Source organism: Paenibacillus sp. FSL R5-0378, assembly GCF_038009285.1.
Classification (GTDB): Bacteria; Bacillota; Bacilli; order Paenibacillales; family Paenibacillaceae; genus Paenibacillus_AQ; species Paenibacillus_AQ favisporus.
This window is the reverse complement of sequence record NZ_JBBPAY010000001.1, coordinates 5475790-5493475: the sequence shown is the minus strand read 5'-3', so window position 1 is coordinate 5493475 and position 17686 is coordinate 5475790. Positions and strand designations below refer to the sequence as shown.

The window sequence follows — 17686 nt, the reverse complement described above, 5'->3', positions numbered from 1 at the left end:
ATGGTATTCGGTTTTATTTTTTTTTGTCCGGCAAAGTGATTTCCAACCCATCGGTGGAATGTTAAAATAAAACTATTTGAATGGGTTTTTCGGCAAAAAGCGTCATGAGCCGCCTCATTCGGTCAATTGACACAAGGGAGAGTAGTCAGCATGTCGTTCACTGTCCAAACTACAGCTAGCCAAGGATCTATTGCGCTGCAGCCTCTGAAGGAGCAGCTTGCCGCTTTGGGCGATGCGAGATCGGCGAGTCTCATCGACGATTTAATACATAAAGCAGACGCCGGGGAAATGACCATCGCCTTTTGCGGCCATTTCTCGGCGGGAAAATCCAGCCTGATCAATTCCTTATGCGGACAAAAGGTGCTTCCATCCGGTCCGGTGCCGACCAGCGCCAACGTCGTCTCCATCCGCAATGGCGAGCCGCGCGCCCTGATCTATCCGGCCGCAGGTGCAGGGGATGAAGCCCCGAAAGAGACCGCGGACCCGCTTCAAGTCTCGCTTAAGGAACTGTACGAGTACTGCACCAACGGTGGTGACTATTCATCGGTGGAGGTGTGGGATCATGTTCCTCTGCTTGGGGAGCACGGCGTCTTCATGGATACACCAGGGGTGGATTCGACGGACGACGGCCATCAAAAAGCGACCCACTCCGCGCTTCATTTGGCGGATGTCGTTCTGTATGTGATGGACTATAACCATGTCCAGTCCGAAAACAATTTGGTGTTTGCCAAGAGTCTGTCGGATTGGGGCAAACCGCTGTACCTGATCGTCAACCAAATCGATAAGCACCGGGAGCGGGAGCTATCCTTTGATACCTACCGCCAGGAAGTGGAGGCGGCTTTCAAGCGGTGGCAGGTGCATTACGAGAATTTGCTGTTTATCTCGCTGAAGAATCCGGAGCATCCGTATAACCAGCGGGCTCAGCTGGATGGCCTGGTGCAGGAGCTGATCGCCCAGCGGGGACCGCTATTGTCTTACAGCATCGACTGTTCCGCTCGTCATATCGCCGAGCAGCATACGGCGCAGTTCGCCGATTCGCTGCAGGAGGACATGGAGCAGCTGCTGCAGGAGATGGGCGGCGCGGAGAAGGCGGCGGAGCTGGAACGGGAGATGGGCGCCCTCAGGGAGGAGATCGACCGGTTAGAGAATATCCGGCAGCTGGAGCGGGAAGCGGTCCGCCGTGAGGCGGAAGGACTGCTCGAGAATGCCAACCTGACCCCGGCCGATCTGCGGGACAGGGCGCAGCTGTTTCTCGAAAGCCGCAAGCCGGGCTTCAAGAAGGGCTTTCTGTTCGCCGGGGCGAAGACGGAGCAGGAGAAGCAGGAGCGCTTGGAAGGCTTTCTGTCTTCGCTGCGGGAGCAGTGCGCCTCCCAGATCGGGTGGCATCTTCAGGAGCTGCTGCGCCGCTGGGGACAGTCCCACCGGATTTGGAACGAGGAACGCGATCAGCAGCTTGCCGATCGGATGCCGGTCATCGGGCCGGAACTGCTGGAGGGCACGGTGGAGCCGGGAGCGGTGCTGTCCGGCGAATACCTGCTGAATTACTGCCGCAAGCTGTCGGCAGAAATCAAGGCGCTGTACCGCCGCGCTGCGCTGGACGCGGTGGAAGAGATGCTGGCGGATGTCGAGGCATCCGCCGCGCCCGCCAAGCAGCGCGCACAGCAGGATCTGGCCGCGCTGCAGGAGCAGTCCGCCGCGATGGCCCGCTACACGGAGCTGGCAGCGGCCATCGCGGCGCGCAAGGAAGCGGCGGCGCGCCTGCTGCCGCCGCACCAGGCGCTCACCCCCGGCACTCTGCCGCGGGTGAGCGCCCCAACCCGGCCGGCTGTGCAGCCGGCCGGGGAAGACGCGGGCGCGCCGCTGGCGGCGCCGCTGTGAAGCCCGCCCCGCATGGCGGGGCGGGGCCGCAGGGCGGCGCGGCCAAGGGCCGCCGCCAGCGGCTTGACGCGGCCGCGGCGCAGCTGCGCGAAGCGGCTGCGCTGCTGGGGCGCCATCCCGCGCTGGCTTCCGCCGCGCGGGGGCTGGAGGGCCGAGCCGAGGCGCTGGCCGGCGGCTCGTTCACGATGGCACTGTTCGGCGCGTTCAGTGCCGGCAAGTCTTCGTTCGCCAACGCTCTGCTTGGCGACAGCGTGCTGCCCGTCTCGCCGCATCCGACGACAGCGGCGATCAACCGCATCCTGGCGCCGGAGGGCGAGTATGCGCACGGGACGGCCAGGGTGCAAATGAAGTCGGCCGAGGCCTTCCAGGACGATTTGGCATATTCCTTCTCGATCCTCCAGCTCAGCAAGCCGGAAGGCGACGGCTGGCTTGAGGCGGTACGTTCCATGAAGCCGGAAGGTGTGCATCCGGCCGGCCTGCCGCATTACGGATTTCTCAAGGCGGCCGCCGCGGGCTGGGAACTGGCGAAACCGCTGCTGGGCAGCGTTCAGACCGTTGATATGCCGGAGTACCGCTCTTTTGTAGCCGATGAGACTAAATCTTGCTTTGTCGACCGGATTGATCTGTATTACAGCTCTCCGTTGACGGAGCAGGGAATCGTGCTCGTGGATACGCCGGGGGCTGACTCACTGCACGCCCGCCATACCGGCGTGACGTTCCAATATATGAAGCAGGCGGACGCCATCGTTTTTGTAACGTATTATAATCACGCGTTTTCCAAGGGCGACAGGCAGTTCCTGACCCAGCTCGGCCGGGTGAAGGACAGCTTTGCCCTCGATAAAATGTTTTTCATCGTCAACGCGGCCGATCTGGCTGCTTCCCCGGAAGAGCTGGAGCAGGTCGTCAAGCATGTGGACGGCAACCTGAAAGCCCGGGGCATCCGGCTGCCGCATATTTACCCCCTCTCCAGCATGACCGCGCTCGAGGCGAAGCTGGGCGGAGATGAAGCCATGCTGGCGCAATCGGGACTCGGCGCATTTGAGGATGCGCTCGGAGTCTTCGCCGGGGAAGAGCTTCCCAAGCTGTCCCTCCAAGCCGCCGCATCCGAGGTGTCGGCTGCGCGGAAAAGGGCGGAGGAATGGGCGCGTCTGTCCCGGCAGGATGCAGGCAGCAGGCAGCGGCGCAAGCAGGAGCTGGTCCGGACAGCCGAGCAGGCCAAGGGGCTTGTCGGGCAGTTTGCTTCAATGCAGCAGGGGAACCTGATTGCACAGGAAACGAAAGAGCTGCTGTTCCACGTCAGACAGCGGATCGGTTTTGGAATGGGTGACTTTTTTAACGAAACGTTTCATCCTTCCGTTCTGCGTGAAGATGCGGGGCAGCTGAAGCGGGTGTTTGCCGGGTGCGGACGCGAGCTGGAACGGACGCTCGTCCGTGAGCTGGAACAGGAGCTGCTGGCCACGACGCTTCGATTGGAGAACAAAGGCAAACAAATCGTGCATGCGGCCGCCGTACAGACGACAGAGGATATATCCGCACTGGATGCCGGTTTGGTTCTGAATCCGCCGGAGGAAAAGGAGTGGGAAACGCCGGAGCTTAAGGAAGTTCAGCTGGAAGGCATCGTCGACTGGAACGCGGCCTGGGGATATTTTAAATCGCCGAAGGCTTTCTTTGAAGGCGGAGGACGCGAAAAAATGCGTTCGGCTGTAGAAGAACAGATCAAAGAAGCGCTGAGCCGCGAAGTATCCGCTCAGGAAGGGCTGCTGACTGATTTTTACGCGCAGCGGATGGGGGATGCCCAGCATAGGCAAGCCGGCGCCCTGCAGGAGCAGCTGAAGGAAACGGTCGATGCGCTGACCGCCTCGCTGGAACAGGGCGAACGGCCGGAGACGTGGGATACCCTCGCAGCCGAACTGCTTCATATTGAGAAACGCATGACATCTTAGGAAACCGCACGGTCACGGAGCAGGACACCGATTCGTGTAAATACTCCATCACCGGCTAGCCGGTAATTTCTATGCCGAAGTCCCTGTTACAGGGGCTTTTTTATTTTCAATATGTAGGGGTGGCAAGTCCAGGTACTGACCGTAACGCTAACCTCTTGAAGACCGTTTCGGACACCGAAAAATGGAAGCTTTCCCCCAAGTCAGGAAGCGCTTTTACAGCACCACCCGGCTTTTTATCGGGAAGCGCAGAGATTGAGAGGATTTGGCATGATTTGATAAGTAAACCCGGATTATATCCAGTTAATGCCGAACCATTGACAAAGCGGCGAAAATATGCGCTGTTATCCTCTTTGCCGCCTCTGAGAGACGGTGTTAAACTTCATAAATGTTCACAACTTACGCGAATGATTTTCAAGCATTCACATGACTCGAAGGAGGAGAACCATGAATGTTCTCAGGCAAATGCAGGGCTTTTTTTGGGTGAAGCGCAGTTTTCTTTATTTATCTATACTCTGCCTCGCCATAGCTACTGCGCTGGGGCTTGTTACCCCGAATTTGCTCCGGAAGCTGATCGACGAAGCGATCGTTCCGCAGCATTTTGAGCTCGTTCCCGCTCTGGCGCTCACCGTCATCGGTGTCGTCACCCTTAAAGCCGTCATGCAGTTTCTAAGCGGCATGCTCGGCGGAAGACTAGGGAACTATCTGGCATACCGTTTGCGTAACGGCTGCTATGAGAAGCTGCAAGTCTTGTCTTTCCGCTATTACGACACGGCCAGAACAGGCGACCTGATGTCCCGTCTGACCGGGGATCTCGAAGCGATCCGGCAATTTATCGCCTTCGGCATCCCGCAAATTTTGAACACGATCCTCATGGTTGTGTTCGGAGCGGTCATGATGCTGTCGATCAGCTGGCAGCTGACGCTCGCTACCATGATCAGCATCCCGTTCCTGGTGTTTGTCGCCCTGAAGTTCGAAGGCAAGATCCACCCGGCGTTCCAGGAAATGCGCCTGGCGCTGAGTGCGCTGACGACTTCGGTACAAGAGAACATTACAGGTGTTCGTACGGTCAAATCATTTGCGCGTGAGCCTCACGAAGTCGACAAGTTTTCCGTGCGTAACGAACGCTACAAAAACAACCAGATCTTCGCTTCAGGTCTGTGGAGCCGCTACTTTCCGGTCATGGAGCTTCTCGCGTCCATCTGCGTTGTGCTGCTCCTCGGTGTCGGAGGCACGCTGGTCATTCACCAATCGCTGTCGCTGGGCGAGCTCGTTGCCTTCTTCAGCTTGATCTGGTACATTATCGGACCGATGTGGAATATCGGTTATCTCATCAACAACTACACGCAGTCGGAAGCTTCGGGGGAGCGGGTGCTCGAACTCCTGAACCAGCCGATTGACGTCAAGGATAAAGACAATGCCGTCGCTCTGTCTTCCGACGAAGTGAAAGGGCATGTCACCTTTGAACATGTTACCTTTGCTTATGGCAATAAGTTGGCCGCCATCCAGGACATTAATTTGGATGCGCCTCCAGGATCGGTCATCGGCCTGCTCGGCGGAACCGGATCAGGGAAATCGACGATCATCCAGCTGCTGATGCATGCGTATAACGTCAATAGTGGCAGCATCAAGCTGGACGGCAAGAACATCAATGATATTCAAGTCCGGAGCCTGCGCAGCCAAATCGCGTCGGTGTTCCAGGAGACGTTCCTGTTCTCGTCCAGCATCCGCAATAACATCGCCTACGGCCTGAAGGACGTAACGATGGACGAGATCATCCGGGCCGCCAAGCTGGCCAAAGCCCACGATTTCATTATGGAAATGCCGGACGGTTACGATACGGTGGTCGGCGAACGGGGCATGGGCCTCTCCGGAGGGCAGAAGCAGCGGATCGCGATTGCGCGCGCGCTGCTGAAAAATCCGAAGATCCTCATCCTCGATGACGCGACGAGCGCCGTCGACATGGAGACCGAGCACGAAATCCAGTCGGGCTTCCAGGAAGTTATGAAGGGACGGACGACGTTCATCATCGCCCACCGGATCTCTTCCCTGCGGCATGCCGACGAGATTCTCGTACTGAACGAGGGCAAAATCGTGCAGCGCGGCAAGCATGAAGAGTTAATCACGGTGCCTGGCCCTTACCAGGATGTATACCATATTCAATATGCAGACCACATTGCCCGGATGAATGGGAATGCAGGAGAGCAGGTGAGCTCATGAATCCCGCAGCGGAAACGAATAAACAGCGGCCGGGAGCCGCAAATAAGAACAACCCGAAGGGGAAGACGCCAGGTGTAACCGGCGAACGCTTCGTGTATCAGGATGACGAAGTCATCGAAAAGCCGTTTAACTGGTCCCAGCTGACCCGGCTGTTCGCTTATATGAAGCCTTATGCCAAGCAAATGCTGCCGCTCGTCCTGCTGATGATGGTCCTCGGGACGATTACGAAACTGACCGTTCCGTTCCTGACCAGTCAGGCGATCGACAAGGCGATCGCGCCGAAAGACGGTAATACGAACCTGACGCTCTTGTATCTGCTTACGGCAGCGGCACTTGTTCTTTACATTATTCAGTGGATCGCGAGTACGTACCGGATCCGCCTGACCAACATTATCGGACAGCGCGTCATCTACGACCTGCGTTCGCATTTGTTCCAGCACATCCAGAAGTTGTCCTTCAACTTCTTTGACAAGCGGCCCGCAGGCTCCGTGCTCGTGCGTATCACCAACGACGTCAACTCCCTGCAGGAGCTGTTCACCAACGGCGTCGTCAACCTGATGATCGACTGTGTCCAGCTGGTCGGGATCGTGGTCATTTTGATGCTGATCAACTGGAAACTCGGACTTGCGGTTGTTCTGACCGTGCCGATCATGTTTTTCATCTCCACAAAGCTGCGGGTCAAGATCCGCCGCGCCTGGCAGGAAGTGCGCATGAAGAACTCCCGGATCAACTCGCATTTGAACGAATCGATCCAGGGGATCCGCGTTACGCAGGCTTACACACAGGAGCAGGAGAACATCAAGTTTTTCGACAAAATGAACATGGACAGCAAAAAGTCGTGGGACCGTGCGTCCACGCTGAACCAAGGGTTCGGCCCGCTGATCGAAATCACAGGGGGCATCGGCACCTTGATCCTGTTCTGGTTCGGGGCTTACCTGATACAGGAGGGCCAGCTGACCGTTGGTCTCCTGGTCGCCTTCTCCAGCTATGTCGGCAACTTCTGGGAGCCGATCAACCGGCTCGGCCAAATGTACAATCAGCTGCTGGTGGCGATGGCTTCCTCGGAGCGGATCTTCGAATTTATCGATGAGAAGCCGCATATCGACGACAAGCCGAATGCCCGGCCGATGCCGAAAATTAACGGCGATATCAAGCTTGAGAACGTCGTGTTCGAATACGAGAAGGGCCGGCCGGCACTCAAGGGTATCAACCTTGACGTCAAGGCAGGTCAAACGATCGCCCTCGTCGGGCATACCGGTTCAGGAAAAAGTACAATCATTAATTTGCTCAGCCGGTTCTATGATATAACAGGGGGCAAAATTACGATTGACGGTCTGGACATCCGGGACGTGAAGCTGGATACGCTCCGCAGCCAAATCGGAATCGTGCTGCAGGACACGTTCATTTTCTCGGGAACGATCCGCGATAACATTCGCTTTGGCCGGTTGGACGCGACCGACGAGGAGATCGAGGAAGTATCCAAGGCCGTCGACGCTCATGAATTTATTATGAAGCTGCCGAACGGTTACGATACGGAGGTCGAGGAGCGTGGGAACATGCTCTCCATGGGGCAGCGGCAGCTGCTGTCCTTCGCCCGGGCGCTTCTGGCCGATCCGCGCATTCTTATTCTTGATGAGGCGACGGCCAGCATCGATACGGAGACCGAGCTGAAAATTCAGGAAGCGCTGAAGGTGCTCCTGAAAGGCCGGACTTCCTTTATCGTCGCGCACCGGTTGTCGACGATCCGCCATGCGGACAAAATCGTCGTACTGGATCACGGCGAGATCAAGGAGGAAGGCAACCACCAGGAACTGATGCAGAAGCAGGGAACGTACCATGGTCTGATCGAAGCGCAGTTCCGGTTTGTCTGAGGATGATATAATATATAAGTTGACCTAAAGAATTCGATGCCAGCAAGGGAGTAAAATGATTCCGAAGAAGCGAAGCGGTCTTAAGAGCTTTCAAAAGGAAAGCTAACATCGGACGCATATGCTTTGGCTTTCGGACTTTCTGCCTCACGTAGGTTCCATAAAATCAAGAAATCCGAAAACAAGAGAGATCGTAGGAACATTTTACGTACTTGCTACCATCATCATTCATTTTTAAAACTTATATAGGCTTTCAGCCGAGCTGAATTGTTCTGGCCGAAAGATAAACTTCCGCATAAAAATGGACTGTCTTCCGTAGGTACATCGTTGGAGATATTATATTTCCCCCGGTCGCCGAAAGTTAACGGTGCGTTTACAGCCAATTAACAAACAACCAAAATTGTAAAATCAAGCAAGCTTCTCCAATGATCGCCATTCAAATAAGGAGAGATTGTGAATTTTGCAGGAAAATGTCGGAGCACTCTTGCATTCTTCCTTCGGAACCCCGAAAATGATAGAGAGGTATACATTTGTGGTATACATTAGTAGGGGGGAATTGGGAAGTGGTGTGGGGTGCTCCTTTTTCTGCACATGCTACAAAACTGCTGCTTCTAGGCAGCGGTGAATTGGGAAAAGAAGTAGTTCTCGAGGCTCAGCGTTTGGGCGTAGAAACCATTGCCGTGGACCGATATGAACACGCCCCTGCGATGCAGGTGGCCCATCGAAGCCATGTCATTGATATGCTCGATCCCGAATCGCTGAAGCGGATTATTCATCAGGAACATCCGGACATCATCGTCCCGGAAATTGAAGCTATAGCTACACAGGCTCTCCTTGAGCTGGAAGAGGAAGGGTACCGCGTCATTCCGACGGCTCGCGCCGCCCGGCTGACGATGGACCGCGAAGGGATTCGCCGCCTTGCTGCGGAAGATCTCGGACTTCCCACGGCGGATTATCGATTCGCCGACAGTCTGGAGGAGCTGCAAGAAGCGGTAGCCGTGCTTGGCACGCCCTGCGTGGTTAAGCCGATCATGAGCTCATCCGGTAAAGGGCAGAGCGTTTGCCGCACACCAGAAGATGCGGAAGAATGCTGGAATGCAGCCCTGGAAGGCGGACGAGCGAAGAGCACCCGCGTGATCGTTGAAGCATTTGTTACGTTTGAGAGCGAAATTACGCTCTTGACGGTCCGCTCTGTGAGCGGAACCACATTTTGCCCGCCGATTGGACATATTCAAAAGGACGGGGATTATGTAGAATCCTGGCAGCCTCATGTCATTAGTGAAGAGCAGCTGCGGGAGGCAGAGTCCATTGCCAAAGCCATCACAGACGAGCTCGGGGGATATGGCATTTTCGGAGTGGAACTGTTTGTTACCAAGCAAGGCATCATATTCAGTGAAGTATCCCCGCGTCCGCATGACACCGGCATGGTGACCATGGTGACGCAGGATTTATCGGAGTTCGCCCTGCATGTCAGAGCGATTCTCGGACTTCCGGTTACGTCGGTTGAACTGCTGACACCGGGAGCTTCGGCAACTTTGAAAGCGGTGAATGCAAGTACGAATTTTGCCGTCAGCGGTGTAGAGGAAGCACTGAGCCTTCCCCGGACACAGGTTCGGATTTTCGGCAAGCCTGAAACGAAGATCGGCCGGAGGATGGCGGTAGCGTTAAGCACTGACCCGGATATTCAGAAAGCACGGAACACGGCTAAGCAAGCCGCCAGTCTTTTAAAAGTGGAGGAATATGATCATGAACAGTAATTTGTCGGCTCCTACTTTGCAAATCCGTAAATCGAACTGCAATTGCGATCTGGAGTCTGTAACGGCGTTAATGCGCGAGCTCAACTATCCAACGACGATCAACGTTATGCGCGAACGGATGGAAGCCTCGGAAGACAATCCGAAACTGTGCACGATGGTAGCAGAGCTGGACGGAGAAGTTGTCGGCATGGTGGCGTTGAATCAGGTTCACTCCTATGCCACAGGCGAGACGGCGACTCAGGTATCCGCTTTGATCGTGTCCGAGAAACACCGCGGCCAAGGGATCGGCAAGCGCCTGATCCGCAGCAGCGAAGAATGGGGAAGAGCCCACGGCAGCCAGGTTCTGTTTTTGACGAGCGGCAACCGTGTGGAACGTGCCCCGGCCCATGCCTTCTATGAACATATCGGTTTTGATAAAGTCGGCTACCGCTTCATCAGAAAGCTGAAATAATACCGATTTCCAACATACCGGCCCCCCTGCAGAGGAGGGCTTTTTTCTATTTTCTGTATCCTTGAGTACCGAAGTATTCTACAAAAATGTTCAATATTTACAATACATATGAATTGATATACAATACGTGAGTGATATTTCGAAAGCGGTTACATTTTTCGACAAGACCAATGAAGTCTGCGGCTGCAGAAGCCGATTGTTCATGTTCTGACAAGTGTGAGTACAAATTTGGAACAGCCGAGGGATGAATGATGTATAAACTGCTGCTTGTGGAAGACGAAGAAGACGTCCGGGATGGGCTGGTCGAAGAAATCAACTGGGAGCTGCACGGCTTTCAGGTGACGGGTACTGCCGAAAACGGACGCGAAGCGCTGGAATGGATGGAAAAGGAGATGCCGGATATCGTCGTGACCGACATCCAAATGCCCTTTATGAACGGCTTGGAGCTGGCCGCGTGGATCCGAGAGCATGCCCCGTCCACCAAAATCATTATTTTGACCGGATACGATGAGTTTGAGTATGCCCAAAAAGCGATTAAGCTGCAGATTGACGAATATGTGCTCAAGCCGTTTTCTTCCCGGGAGCTTGTGGATGTGCTGCTGAAGGTGAAGACGCATATGGATGCCGAGCGGGCTGAAAAGGAAAACGTCCAGCTGCTGATGGAGCATTACCGGAAAAGCATACCTGTACTCAGGGAGCTTTTTTTGTCTTCCCTGGTGACCCGGAGGCTTACGCCTGAGGAATACATCGAGAAAGGAGCCAGTTACGGGATCAGCCTGGAAGGACAAACCTTTATGGCTTCGATCATTCGTCCCGATCCAGTGCAGAGAGAACGGGATGTCCGGGAGGAAGCGGAGGATCCGGCATCAGCGCTGTCGCTAAAATACTCGGAGGACCGGTACCTGCTGCTGTTTGCCGTGTACAACGTGGCGGCAGAGATTTGCCAATTGCGGCAAGGGTTCAAGGCGTTTATTCACCATAACGACTGCGTCCTCCTGTCAGTGCTGCCCGATGCGGATGAGAGTGCGGCGGCGCAGCGGACGCTGGAGCTGCTGGAGGAAATCCGTCTGAACGTGAACAAATATTTGAAGCTGACGGTGACGGCAGGGGCCGGCTCTGTATACCGGTCGTTAGGCGATGTGTTCGATTCTTATGCGGAAGCGTCGCAGGCGCTGGACTATCGTCCTATTCTCGGCAACAACCGGGTCATTTGGATCGATGATGTGGAACAGCGGAAGGCGGATCCGCTCGTATTCGACAGCCAGAAGGAGCAGGAGCTCGTCCGGAGCATCCGCGTAGGCACGGCGGAAGAGCTGGAGGAGACGGTAAGGCGGATGTTTGACGGCCTGGAGTCGTCCAAGGTCAGCGTGCAGGACTGCCAAGTGTATATCATCGGCGTGTTGACCGCCGTCATCCGGGTGGCGAAGGAGTTCGGCATCGAGCTTGAAGAGGTGTTTGGCCGTGGATCGCTGCCGTTCGCCGACATGTACCATTACAACAATTTACAGGAACTGCGGGAGTGGATACACCGGGTATCCTCAAGGCTGATGATAACGATCGCGCAGGGAAGGCAGTCCGGATATAACCAGCTTGTTGAGGATGCCAAAACGTATATTCATGAGCATTACCGGGAAAGCGACATTTCCATCAACAAAGTATGCCGGCATCTGCACATCAGCACCGGGTATTTCAGCAGCATTTTTAAAAAGGAAATGAAGATGACCTTCGTAGCCTACTTGCTGCATGTACGCATGGAAGCGGCCAAGGAGATGCTGCGATCGACGTCGCTGAAAGCGTTCGAAATCGCCGAAACGCTTGGGTTCGCGGATCCGAACTACTTTAGCTTCTGCTTCCGCAAGAAGTTCGGCATTACGCCCAAAGAATACCGCAGCGGCCACGGAGGAGGCGAATCGGCTTGAAGATTCCGCATCGTCGCCTGAAGCCCCGCGCTCCCCGGCTGCCCATGTCCTTCCGGCTGCGGAGCATTCAAACGATCATCACCGCGACCTTTGCCGGTATGACGGTGCTCGTCGTCATCCTGGTCAGCATCATGTTGTACAACAAATTTTCCAAGACGGCTGAGGAGAACGCCTACCTCAATATTCAGCAAATTATCGAGCAGGTCAATTACCACCTGGAGCTGTATGTCAAAGGGATGCAGGATATTTATGCCGTAGTCGAGCAGCAGATTGATCAAACGGCTGACGTCAGCAGCGGGGTGCTCCGCGAGCAGCTGACGACACTGCTTCATACCCGGGAAGACCTTGTATCCGTAGCGCTGTTTACGCCCGAAGGCCGGCTGGTGCTGGACATTCCGAATGCCGAAATGCGCCGGAACACCAAGCTGACCGAACAGAGCTGGTACGAATCGGCCCGGGAGGTGCCGCAGAAGCTGTCTTTTTCCCCGCCGCACATCCAAAATTTATACAAGGGCCAGTACAAGTGGGTCGTATCGTTAAGCCGCATGATCGAATACCGGGACCAGGGAAAAGTAAAGCGCGGAATTCTGCTCGTTGATGTCAACTTCCGGACGATTGATGAGCTGAGCCGCAAAGTGAGCCTTGGCAAGCAGGGTTATGCTTACATCATCGACGAGCTGGGGAACATCGTCTACCATCCGCAGCAGCAGCTGATCTATGCCGGTTTGAAGTACGAAAATCTGGAGCCCGTGTTTGACTATGCCTATGGCAGCTATATCGATAAATCGACCGGCGTGCCGCGGTATATCACGATCCGGACGGTACAGCCCATCGGCTGGAAAATCGTCGGGGTCGCCTTTCCGGACGAAATTGTGACGACCAAGCAGGACCTGAATCAGTTTATTTTCTGGTTTCTCGTGGTCGTCATTACGGCTGTGGTACTCCTCGCTGTCTTCATCTCGGCGAAAATATCCCAGCCGCTCCGCCGCTTGGAGCGGTCGGTCCAAAGCGTCGGACAGGGGGATTTCAGCACGCCGATTTACGTCAGCGGCGCTTATGAAGTGGTGCAGCTGTCCAAGCGGTTTAATTTTATGCTGCACCGCATCCGCCAGCTGATGGACCAGATCATTCACGAGCAGGAAGCGAAGCGGAAAAGCGAGCTGGATGTGCTGCAGTCGCAAATCAATCCCCATTTTCTCTACAATACGCTGAATTCGGTGATCCGGCTGGCGGAAAAAGGCAAAAAGGAAGAGGTCGTGACGACGATCACTTCGCTTTCCAAGTTTTTTCGGATCAGTCTGAGCAAAGGGAACACGATCATCACCGTGGAAGAAGAGCTGGAGCATGTGCGCCATTATTTGATCATCCAGAAGATCCGCTACAAGCATAAGTTCAATTATGAGATTCAGTGTGATGAAGCCGCACGCTCCTGCAGGACGCTGAAGCTGATCCTGCAGCCGATCGTAGAGAACGCCATTTATCATGGAATCGAGAAAATGCCGGACGAAGGCTGGATCTCCATCTCGGCGGCGGTTCAGGGAGAGCAGCTCGTCTTGACCGTCAAGGACAACGGGCTTGGCATGACCCCGCAGGTGATGGATCAGATTCTCAGCGGTAACCACCGCAGCGGCAGCGGATCGGGTGTCGGCGTGAAGAACGTGAACGAGCGCATCCGGCTGTGCTACGGCAAGCCTTACGGTCTGCATTTTGCGAGCGAACTGGAAGAAGGGACAAGTGTTACGATCACGCTGCCGGCGGTATCGGACCGTGCGGAGGAACTGGAGAGGGGGATATCATGAGCTTAAGCCAAGGAATCGTCCGAGCAGCGCTGCTGCTTGCCATCTTGCTCCTCACGGGCTCTTGTTCCTCGTCGCCTCCGAATCTCCGCGCCTCAGGCAAGCCGCGGACCATCGACATGATCGTCAAGATGAACCACGGCGACTACTGGAATACGGTGAAAATGGGCGCCGAGGTGGCGGCCAAAGAATTCAACGTTCAGCTGACGTTTAAGGCGCCTGACAACGAAAGCGATATCGGCGGGCAAATTCAGCTGATGGATCAGTCCATCCAAAACAAGGCGGATGCCATCATTCTGTCTGCGAGCGACTACATGAAGCTGGCCCAGGTGACCGACCGCGCGGCCTATTACAAAATCCCGGTCATCTCAATGGATTCCGAGGTTGCATCGGCCCGGGTCAAAACGTTCGTGGGCACGAACAACTACGAAGCGGGCCAGAAGGCGGCGGAGCGGATGGTCGCCCTAACCGGAACGAACAGCCGCATCGGCGTGATGAATTTTGTGCAGGGCTCCAAAAACGGCGACGAGCGCGAGGAGGGCTTTATGGATTATATCGCCCGGTTTCCCGGGGTTCAGGTCGTGGCCGTGGAATACTGCCAGTCCAATGAACAGCTGGCGCGTGAGCTTACCCGCAAAATGCTGAACGAGCATCCCAATATAAACGGGATTGTGGCGCTTAACGAAGTGGCGTCGATCGGCACCGGAGAAGAGATACAGAAGCTGGGGGCCGGCGGACGCGTGAAGCTGATCACGTTCGACAGCCCGGCGAAAGTGATGGAACTGCTGCAGGAGGGGACCGTGCAGGCGACGGTCATCCAGAACCCGTTTAACAACGGTTATTTGGCTGTGCAGTACGCAGTTGAAGCGATGGAGGGCCTGGACGTCCCTGAGCGCATCGATACCAAGTCCAAAATTATCGATCTCGACAATATGCTCTGGCCGGATAATCAGAAGCAGCTGTTTCCGTTTGTCCGCTGAGCTATTGGTGAACCGAGTGCCGCACCTCCTTAAGCGGCACTTTTTTTGCGTTCATCGCATCATGCTCCCCACGTCATGAGAATTTTCATAGAACACATGAGAATTTTATATTCGAATCCGCCCGCGGATACAGCATAATGTAAACGTATCCAAGAGATACGAGAGGCACGTTAAAGAGAATATCAGGAGGTCTGTGAACGATGAAAAAAATCACTTCCGTCATCCTAGCCGGTGCGCTGCTGGGTACGGTCATGGCCGGCTGCTCGAACTCCGGCGACAAATCCTCGGGGGCTTCGGGCGGCAGCGCGGACAGCGGCAAGGAGCCGTCCATCGGGGTAGCCATTTATAAATTCGACGATACGTTCATGACGGGTGTACGTAATGCCATCAAAACCAATGCGGAAGGCAAGGCAAAGGTGGATATTGTGGACAGCCAGAACTCCCAGCCGACCCAAAACGACAAGGTCGATCTGTTCATTACCAAAAAGACCGATGCGCTGCTGATCAACCCGGTGGACCGCACGGCGGCCGGCGTCATTATCGACAAAGCCAAAACGGCCAGCATCCCGGTCGTCTTCCTGAACCGTGAGCCGCTGCCCGAAGACATGAAGAAATGGGACAAAGTGTATTACGTCGGCGCCAAGGCAGAAGAATCCGGCACGATGTCCGGGGAACTGATCGCGGACTATTGGAAGGCCCATCCGGAAGCGGATAAAAACAAGGACGGTGTCCTGCAGTACGTCATGCTCAAAGGAGAACCCGGACACCAGGATGCGGAGCTGCGCACCAAGTACTCGATCCAGGCGATCGAAGACGCAGGCATCAAGGTCGAGAAGCTGGCGGAAGACACCGCGATGTGGGATCGTGTGAAAGGGCAGGAGAAGATGGCCGCTTTCCTTGGCTCGCATGGTGATAAAATCGAAGCCGTTCTCGCGAACAACGACGACATGGCGCTTGGCGCGATCGAGGCGCTGAAAGCGGCAGGCTACTTCACGGGCGGAAAAACGATGCCGGTTGTCGGCGTCGATGCTACGGCGCCGGCACTTCAAGCACTGCAGGACGGCACGCTGCTCGGCACAGTGCTGAACGATGCGAACAACCAGGGCAAAGCTTCCGTGACGCTGGCCACGCTGCTGGCCAAGGGCGAAACGCCGACCAAGGAGAACGTCGGATTCGACATTACGGATAATCAATACGTGTGGATTCCTTACAAAAAAATTACCAAAGACAACATCGACGATGCGAAGTAAGCCGACAGGCTGGACTTAAACTAACCATCCCCGGAAAGGGCGGACGAGAAGTGCGGTCCGTCCTTTCCTCTGGATGAGGGCAGGGAGCGGAAGTTATGGCTGAGCGTGAATTTTTACTGGAAATGAACCGGATCAGCAAAGAGTTTCCCGGCGTTAAGGCGCTGGACGGGGTTACGCTGCAGGTAAGGCCCGGTACGGTTCATGCCCTGATGGGGGAGAACGGTGCCGGCAAGTCCACTTTAATGAAATGCCTGTACGGCATTTATTCGCCGGACGCGGGCGAAATTCTGCTGGACGGCAATAAGGTCCAGATCAACAATTCCAAGGATGCGCTGAACCTGGGGATTTCGATGATTCATCAGGAGCTGCATCCGGTGCCTTTTCGCAATGTGATGGAAAATATTTGGCTGGGGCGTTTTCCGACAAAGGGCGCGGGATTCATCCGGTTTATCGACCATAAAAAAATGTGCCGGGACACGAAGGAGCTGTTCAAGCAGCTGGACATTGATATTGATCCGGACGTGATGGTCGGCAAGCTGTCGGTCTCCAAAATCCAGTCCATCGAAATCGCTAAGGCAGTATCCTTTCATGCGCGGGTCATCATCATGGACGAACCGACGTCGTCCTTGACTGGTGTGGAAGTCGAGCATTTATTCCGCATCATCCGTGATCTTAAGAAACGCGGGGTGGCCATCATTTACATCTCGCACAAAATGGAGGAAATTTTGCAAATTTCCGACGATGTCACGATTATGCGCGACGGCAGCAAAATCGGCACATGGCCGGCCAGCGAGCTGACCACAGAGATGATTATCGCGAAGATGGTCGGACGGGACCTGACACACCGGTTTCCGGAGAAGGAAAACGTGCCTGGCGAAGTGATTTTGAAGGTTGAGGGCGTGACTTCGCCCATTCCGAAATCGTTTAAAGACATTTCTTTTGAGCTGCGCAAAGGGGAAATTCTCGGCATCGGGGGATTGGTCGGCGCCCAGCGTACCGAGCTGATCGAAGCGCTGTTCGGGCTGAGGGACATCGCCTCGGGCTCCGTTTCCCTGAACGGCAGACCGGTCAAGATCAAGTCGCCGGAGGACGCGAAGAAGCTCGGTATGGCGCTGCTGACGGAAGAACGGCGGGCCACCGGCATCTTCTCCGTTCTGCCTGTGCACGAAAACGCGGCAATCGCCAATTTGGGGAGATATCGCAAAGCGTTGTTCCTGCTGGACGGCAAACGCAAAAAGCAGGAAGCCGATCAAATGGTGGAGAAGCTGCGCACCAAAACGCCGACCACCCGGGCGCTGATCATGAACTTGTCCGGCGGTAACCAGCAGAAGGTGCTGCTGGCCAGATGGCTTTTGACCGAACCCGAAATTCTGCTGCTGGATGAGCCGACAAGGGGTATCGACGTCGGAGCGAAGTTTGAAATCTATACGATCATCAAAGACCTGGCGAAACAGGGGAAAAGCATCATCATGATCTCCTCCGAAATGCCGGAGCTGCTCGGTATGTCGGACCGGATTATGGTGATGTCTGAAGGACGGCTGACCGGCATCGTGGACGGAAGCAGCGCCACGGAAGAAGAAATCATGCGTCTGGCCGCCCAGCATTAGGGAAAGCCGAAGGAGGAACT

General features: G+C 55.4%; 11 protein-coding genes. All 11 read left to right on the top strand.

Translation table 11 applies throughout. The features are described from left to right. Positions 1 to 150: 150 nt before the first annotated feature. The 11 genes from MKY74_RS25350 to MKY74_RS25300 all read left to right on the top strand — a co-directional run bounded on the left by MKY74_RS25350 (position 151) and on the right by MKY74_RS25300 (position 17666). A complete protein-coding gene (locus MKY74_RS25350) occupies positions 151 to 1878 on the top strand; it encodes a dynamin family protein (protein WP_341013140.1) in 1728 nt (575 codons plus the stop codon). Continuing rightward, on the top strand, positions 1875 to 3821 hold the full coding sequence (locus MKY74_RS25345; protein WP_341013138.1) for a dynamin family protein: 1947 nt from the start codon (positions 1875 to 1877) through the stop codon (positions 3819 to 3821). The genes MKY74_RS25350 and MKY74_RS25345 overlap by 4 nt, the downstream gene beginning before the upstream one ends. 444 nt (positions 3822 to 4265) lie before the next feature. Beyond that, on the top strand, positions 4266 to 6038 hold the full coding sequence (locus tag MKY74_RS25340; protein ID WP_076170942.1) for an ABC transporter ATP-binding protein: 1773 nt from the start codon (positions 4266 to 4268) through the stop codon (positions 6036 to 6038). Beyond that, positions 6035 to 7909 carry an ABC transporter ATP-binding protein gene (locus tag MKY74_RS25335; protein ID WP_076170944.1) on the top strand — a complete coding sequence of 625 codons (1875 nt, stop codon included), beginning with the start codon at positions 6035 to 6037 and terminating at the stop codon, positions 7907 to 7909. The genes MKY74_RS25340 and MKY74_RS25335 overlap by 4 nt, the downstream gene beginning before the upstream one ends. Positions 7910 to 8472: 563 nt before the next feature. After that, complete coding sequence (gene purT / locus MKY74_RS25330) at positions 8473 to 9663, top strand: formate-dependent phosphoribosylglycinamide formyltransferase (protein ID WP_076171725.1); 1191 nt, start codon at positions 8473 to 8475, stop codon at positions 9661 to 9663. Beyond that, positions 9653 to 10114, top strand: coding sequence for a GNAT family N-acetyltransferase (locus MKY74_RS25325; RefSeq protein WP_234489346.1), 462 nt, complete (start codon positions 9653 to 9655; stop codon positions 10112 to 10114). The genes purT and MKY74_RS25325 overlap by 11 nt, the downstream gene beginning before the upstream one ends. A 248-nt stretch (positions 10115 to 10362) precedes the next feature. Beyond that, on the top strand, positions 10363 to 12033 hold the full coding sequence (locus MKY74_RS25320) for a response regulator (RefSeq protein WP_341013135.1): 1671 nt from the start codon (positions 10363 to 10365) through the stop codon (positions 12031 to 12033). 44 nt (positions 12034 to 12077) lie between these two features. Then, positions 12078 to 13832 (top strand): sensor histidine kinase, encoded by a 1755-nt coding sequence (locus tag MKY74_RS25315; RefSeq protein WP_076171727.1) that lies wholly within the window; start codon positions 12078 to 12080, stop codon positions 13830 to 13832. After that, positions 13829 to 14809 (top strand): substrate-binding domain-containing protein, encoded by a 981-nt coding sequence (locus MKY74_RS25310; RefSeq protein ID WP_076170950.1) that lies wholly within the window; start codon positions 13829 to 13831, stop codon positions 14807 to 14809. The genes MKY74_RS25315 and MKY74_RS25310 overlap by 4 nt, the downstream gene beginning before the upstream one ends. A 200-nt stretch (positions 14810 to 15009) precedes the next feature. Then, the gene (locus MKY74_RS25305) at positions 15010 to 16059 is read left to right on the top strand and encodes a galactose ABC transporter substrate-binding protein (protein WP_076170952.1); all 1050 of its coding nucleotides are present in this window, start codon (positions 15010 to 15012) and stop codon (positions 16057 to 16059) included. Positions 16060 to 16154: 95 nt separating this feature from the next. Continuing rightward, on the top strand, positions 16155 to 17666 hold the full coding sequence (locus tag MKY74_RS25300; protein ID WP_076170954.1) for a sugar ABC transporter ATP-binding protein: 1512 nt from the start codon (positions 16155 to 16157) through the stop codon (positions 17664 to 17666). Positions 17667 to 17686: the final 20 nt, after the last annotated feature.